The organism is Afipia birgiae 34632 (assembly GCF_000308295.2).
Lineage (GTDB): Bacteria > Pseudomonadota > Alphaproteobacteria > Rhizobiales > Xanthobacteraceae > Afipia > Afipia birgiae.
Map to the genome: position 1 here is coordinate 1,889,509 of NZ_HG326652.1, position 4,721 is coordinate 1,894,229.

9 protein-coding genes are annotated in these 4,721 nt (G+C 64.5%); 1 reads left to right on the top strand and 8 read right to left on the bottom strand.

The window, feature by feature from the left end:
• Positions 1-89 precede the first annotated feature (89 nt).
• The 3 genes from BN32_RS08970 to BN32_RS08980 form a co-directional block, all read right to left on the bottom strand.
• Positions 90-533 (bottom strand): NlpC/P60 family protein, encoded by a 444-nt coding sequence (locus BN32_RS08970; RefSeq protein WP_019197827.1) that lies wholly within the window; start codon positions 531-533, stop codon positions 90-92.
• 161 nt (positions 534-694) lie between these two features.
• Complete coding sequence (locus BN32_RS08975) at positions 695-1,585, bottom strand: DUF2163 domain-containing protein (RefSeq protein WP_019197828.1); 891 nt, start codon at positions 1,583-1,585, stop codon at positions 695-697.
• A complete protein-coding gene (locus BN32_RS08980) occupies positions 1,582-2,226 on the bottom strand; it encodes a DUF2460 domain-containing protein (protein WP_019197829.1) in 645 nt (214 codons plus the stop codon). Before BN32_RS08980 ends, BN32_RS08975 begins: the two co-directional genes overlap by 4 nt.
• A gap of 96 nt (positions 2,227-2,322) precedes the next feature.
• Between BN32_RS08980 and BN32_RS08985 the strand changes: the two genes are divergently transcribed.
• A complete protein-coding gene (locus BN32_RS08985; RefSeq protein ID WP_019197830.1) occupies positions 2,323-2,559 on the top strand; it encodes a hypothetical protein in 237 nt (78 codons plus the stop codon).
• Here the strand turns inward: BN32_RS08985 and BN32_RS08990 are convergent.
• The 5 genes from BN32_RS08990 to BN32_RS09010 form a co-directional block, all read right to left on the bottom strand.
• The gene (locus BN32_RS08990) at positions 2,556-3,140 is read right to left on the bottom strand and encodes a phage tail tape measure protein (protein WP_019197831.1); all 585 of its coding nucleotides are present in this window, start codon (positions 3,138-3,140) and stop codon (positions 2,556-2,558) included. The genes BN32_RS08985 and BN32_RS08990 overlap by 4 nt on opposite strands.
• A 2-nt stretch (positions 3,141-3,142) precedes the next feature.
• Positions 3,143-3,343 carry a rcc01693 family protein gene (locus BN32_RS08995; protein WP_019197832.1) on the bottom strand — a complete coding sequence of 67 codons (201 nt, stop codon included), beginning with the start codon at positions 3,341-3,343 and terminating at the stop codon, positions 3,143-3,145.
• Complete coding sequence (locus BN32_RS09000) at positions 3,340-3,669, bottom strand: gene transfer agent family protein (RefSeq protein WP_040425596.1); 330 nt, start codon at positions 3,667-3,669, stop codon at positions 3,340-3,342. Before BN32_RS09000 ends, BN32_RS08995 begins: the two co-directional genes overlap by 4 nt.
• 2 nt (positions 3,670-3,671) lie before the next feature.
• Positions 3,672-4,079, bottom strand: a complete 408-nt coding sequence (locus tag BN32_RS09005; protein WP_019197834.1) for a phage major tail protein, TP901-1 family — start codon at positions 4,077-4,079, stop codon at positions 3,672-3,674.
• A 66-nt stretch (positions 4,080-4,145) separates the two neighbouring features.
• Positions 4,146-4,556, bottom strand: a complete 411-nt coding sequence (locus BN32_RS09010; protein ID WP_019197835.1) for a DUF3168 domain-containing protein — start codon at positions 4,554-4,556, stop codon at positions 4,146-4,148.
• Positions 4,557-4,721: the final 165 nt, after the last annotated feature.

Genomic DNA, 4,721 nt, shown 5'->3' on the forward strand with positions numbered 1-4,721 from the left:
TGTCATTGAGCGGATGCATGCCCCTCACCCGGATCGCTACACGATCCGACCTCTCCCCGCCTGCGGGGGAGAGGTGAAGAAGCCGGCAACTAGTCCGTCACTCCCGGAAACCGAAACACATAGGCAAGACGCCGCCGCCACCACGGCGACAGCGCGACCTCACACACTGCCGCGCCGTCATGGGCGTGGATCATGGTGCCTTCGGATGTCGCGATCGCCGCGTGCTTGGCGACATATCCCTCGCGCCAGCGAAACAGCAGCACGTCACCGCCGCCGATGTCGTCACGTGCCACCGGCACAAGATGCCGCGTCGCGGCCTCCGCTAGCGTCTCGATCCCCGATGCTTCGGCCCAGTCCGGCGCATAAGCGGGCGGCATTTCCGGCTCGGAGCCGACGCAGTTGCGCCAGACCCCGCGCACGAGGCCAAGACAATCGCAGCCGACGCCTTTCAACGCGCCTTGATGGCGATAACGCGTGCCGATCCATTCGCGCGCCTCGGCGACGATGGCGGCGCTGGTGAGAGATGAAGCCATTGGTGGAATGTCCAGACTAGGAGCACGATGCGTTCCCTCTCCCCGCCCGCGGGCAGAGGGTTGGGTGAGGGGCAACATCGCGCGCGGAAGCATGCCCCTCACCCGCTCGCTTCGCTCACGACCTCTCCCCGTAAGAACGGGGAGAGGTGAGAAACACATCCTCACCCCGACATCGACCCGCCATCGTTTCCCGCCCCCGCATCGGGCGAGGCGATGACGAAATCGTTGCCGGGGATGTGCGGAAAGCCGCGAAAATTGACTGCGTTGGCAAAGCGCTCGCGGCAGGTCGCGAAGCGTTTGTCGCACCCGGCCGTGACGGTGAAGCTGTCGCTACTTGCAATGGCTTCCGGCATGGCCTGCCACAGCGACAGCCGCGCATGCCCCGACGCTATGCGATGATCCTTGATCTCGACAGACAGACCGTCATTCGCGCCTGACGTCCAGCTCAGTTTGCCGTTGGTGAACCAGCCCTCGCCAAACGCATTGAGGCCGGATGCCACCAGCGTTGACACCGACTCGATGCTCGCGACCGTGCCCGCGCCGCGCAATGCCGATACCGTCAGATCGACCTTGCAGCGCGCGTCACCTAAATCCGCGCCGCATCGCGCGGTGAACAACCGCCCGCTCTGTTGCGACAGTTGATCCGCAAGCCCGCGCAACTCGGCGCTGAACGCCTGGCCCTCACGTTTGACTTCACCCAGCGTCGAGCGCGCGGTCAGCACACGCAGCGACACGTCGCTCCAGTCCACCAGCCAGGTCTCGACGCCGGCTGCGTCGTAGTTGCCTGCAGCCAGATCGCTCTCCAGCAATGCATCATCCGACAGCGCGCCCGCGATCTCCGCGCCATCGACCGAGAGATCGAAACGGCTGGTGGCCTCGGACGAGGTGAAGCCTGTACCCGCGCGATAGGTCACGCCTCCGATCATCAGATCGTCGTCGTGATCGGTGAAGCCCTGCACGACACCATCGCGCCGCGTCAGCCTCCAGCAATGACAAAGTGTGGTCACGCCGGAATCGAGCCTGGCCTGGAGCGCCGATGGAATCTCTCTCATGGCCGGATCTCCACCAGCGGAATCTTCGGGATCGCGCCCGCCGCGAAAGCCGACAAATCAACTTCGAGATAGTCGGTGTCGAACCGCACCGGCACATCGAACAGGAAACCCGCCGTCACCGCCGCGCCGCTCGCGGGAATATGCCCCCCGAGAAACGTCACGATGCCGGTTGTGCTGTCGCAGGTGAATGCCGTGCCGGACGGGACTTCCGTGCCCGCGACCGCCACACGCACGCTGCCCGGCACCGGCTTTGCAACGGCGCGCGTGTACGGCGCATAAGTGCTGCCGTAAGTCTTGGCCAGTTGAAACGCCGCGCGCGTGCCATCGCCGCTGGCCAGCATCTGATCGAGCGGCGAAATATCCGATGCCGACTGCGCGGAGGAATGATCGAGCCGGTCGCGCCAGCGGAAACCGTAGAGCTGCCCGCGCCGCTCCTCGAAAAACGCCACCACCTCCTGCAAGGCGTCGAGCGTCTTGACGCCGTAACCGGCATCGAAACGGCGGCGCGAATGCGCCCAACGCGCGTTGCGTTCCTCGCGACCCGAGCCGAAGGTAACAATGTCGGTGCGCCGCTCCGGCCCGCCCGCGCTCTTCAGCGCGATGTCGAGCGGAAACAGGATTTCATGAAAGCTGGCGGGCATTGTTCACCCCGGTGTTTGTTGAGGACGGCCGGGAACTGATGCGCCCGGCGGTCATTGACTGGTCGGATGCTGACGTAACCGAACGGAGATCAGGCCATGGCCCAGTGCGAAACCTGCGGAAACGACTACGACAAGGCTTTTCAGGTCACGTTGGCCGGCAAGACCCACACTTATGACAGCTTCGAATGTGCGATCCACGCCCTGGCGCCGACATGCGCCAATTGCGGCACGCGCATTGTCGGTCACGGACTTGAGAACAAGGGCACGTTCTATTGCTGCGACCATTGCGCCGAGCACAAGGGCGTCAAGGGATTGCGCGACCGCGTGAACTAGAGATTCCGCTGCCCGCGCGAGACCGCGCGCGCGATCTGGCCGGTGATGTAGTTCTCCGAGCGGCGGAAACTTTCGAGGTCCGGCGTCGCGATCTGGATCGTGATGCTGTTGCCGCCGCCGCGCCCGGTGACGCCGAGTTTGCCGTCCGGCCCGCGCGCCAGCGGCATGATCGCCTCCGGACCCGCCTCGCCGGCGAGACCGACGCCGCCCTGCATCAGCGGAAAATAGGTCGGCGTGCCGATCACGCCGCCGCTCGCGAACGGTTTCACCGCGCCGCTGGCGAACTTCGGCGAGGCATCGCCGGAACCAACGGCGCCCACGAGGCCTGACAGCAAGCTCTCGATCCCGCCTGAAATACTCTTTTCCAGCGGCTTGAAGGCAAGCCGCACTGCCATGTCGGACAGCCGAAGCGTCAGCGACTTCAGCACATCGTCAAATTGCCTGCCGCCGATGACCGACGACCGGAAGGCCCCTGTCATCGCGCGCGAAAACGCATTCGCGCCCATCGTCAATTCGCGCGTTCGCAAACTTACGCTGTCCAGTGACTGCGACGACTCTTCGCTCGAGGCTTCGAATGCCATGCCTATGCTCCACGCGCCTTGTCGGGAAATCTTTGCATCAGCTGATCCAGCGCCGTGCGATCGATCGGCTCGCGGTTCGGACCGCGCACAGCCGCGACTGCATAGGCCAGTTCACGCGGCGTCATGCGCCAGAAATGATCCGGCGGCAGACGCAACACGCCGATGCCGAAGCCGATTGCCTGCGCCCATGGAAACGGCTTCATGACGTCTCGCTGATCGGTGCGCCGTCGAATGTTGCAGTAATGAGAGCGGCGGCGACTCGGACATATCCGGCCGCGCCGCCGTCGACGGTCATGGCCGCGACGTCATCATCCGAAACCGTCTCGCCGGCGCCGCGCAATCCCGCCGCGATGATGCGAACCAGATCGCGCGCCGACAGCCGCCCGGTGCCGAAGCGCTCCGCAAGCGCCATCAAATCGCTGGCCTCGAATGCGGATTCCAGTTCGGCCAGCGCGCCGAGCGTCAGCACCAGTGTGCGCCGCCTGCCGCCGAGGTCTGCGGAGATTTCCCCGCGATAAATATTCGCCATGATCAACCCGCCGTGAATGTCAGCGCACCGGCGGATTCCAGCGCAAGGTCGAACGTCACCTCGCCGTTGTGTTCACCGGAAAACTCAAGGCTCGAAATCTGGAACAGGCCCTCGATGACGCCGAAGTCCGGCACCACGACCTGGCAGGATTTCAGCACACCGTCGAAGAACGCCTGACGCACCAGCGCGTCGGAGGCTGAGTCCTTGAACAGTCCCCTGCCCGACACCGACGCGCGCTTGACACCCGCGCCTGCGAGCAACTCGCGCCAGCGCTCGGTGGATTCCGCGTGCGTCACATCGACCGTCTCGGCGTTGAACGCGATCCGGCGGCTGCGCAACCCGGCGACGGTCACGAAGCCCGCGCCGTCACTCATCTTCAGCAGCAGGTCCTTGCCTTTCTGGGCGGCCATCGTTCTCTCCTCAATGTTGACGCGAATTCGGACGCAAAACCGGTGTCCACTTTTGCTGAATTCGCTTCAGGTCAAAGGTTCCGTGACAGCGCGAAACCGCACCAGCGCGTGATAGGTGCGCCCGTCGGACTCGCGGCGAATGTCGGCGATTGAAAATCTCAGATTGACCAGCCGATGCCCGTGGGGCGACAGCGGCGCATCGTCGAGCGCCTGCAGCAATGCTCCGGCGATGACATGCGCCTCGCGATGGCCGCCTTTGCGTGACCAGGCATGCAGCGTGAGCTGATGTTCCTGCGTCTGTCCACCGTCGGACGACGCATCGATCAGCCGCGCCTCGCCGAGCGTGACATAGGGAAACTCGGCATCGCGTGGCGGTTCATCGTAGATCCTGCCGCCGCCGAGTGCTGTGGTGAGCGCGCCGTCCGTCAGCAACGCGTCATGGATCGCGGCGCGCAGCGCCACGTGGGCTGTGGTCATGAGTGATGTCCTGAAAGTCGGGCAGCGCTTTCCTTTCCCTCCCCCTTGTGGGGAGGGTGGCGCGTGAGAGCGAAGCGAACAACGCGTCGGGTGGGGGTGGATCGCGCGAGTAGCCCGAAGCCCCACCCTCGTATAACTTCGTATAATGTATGCTATACGAAGTTA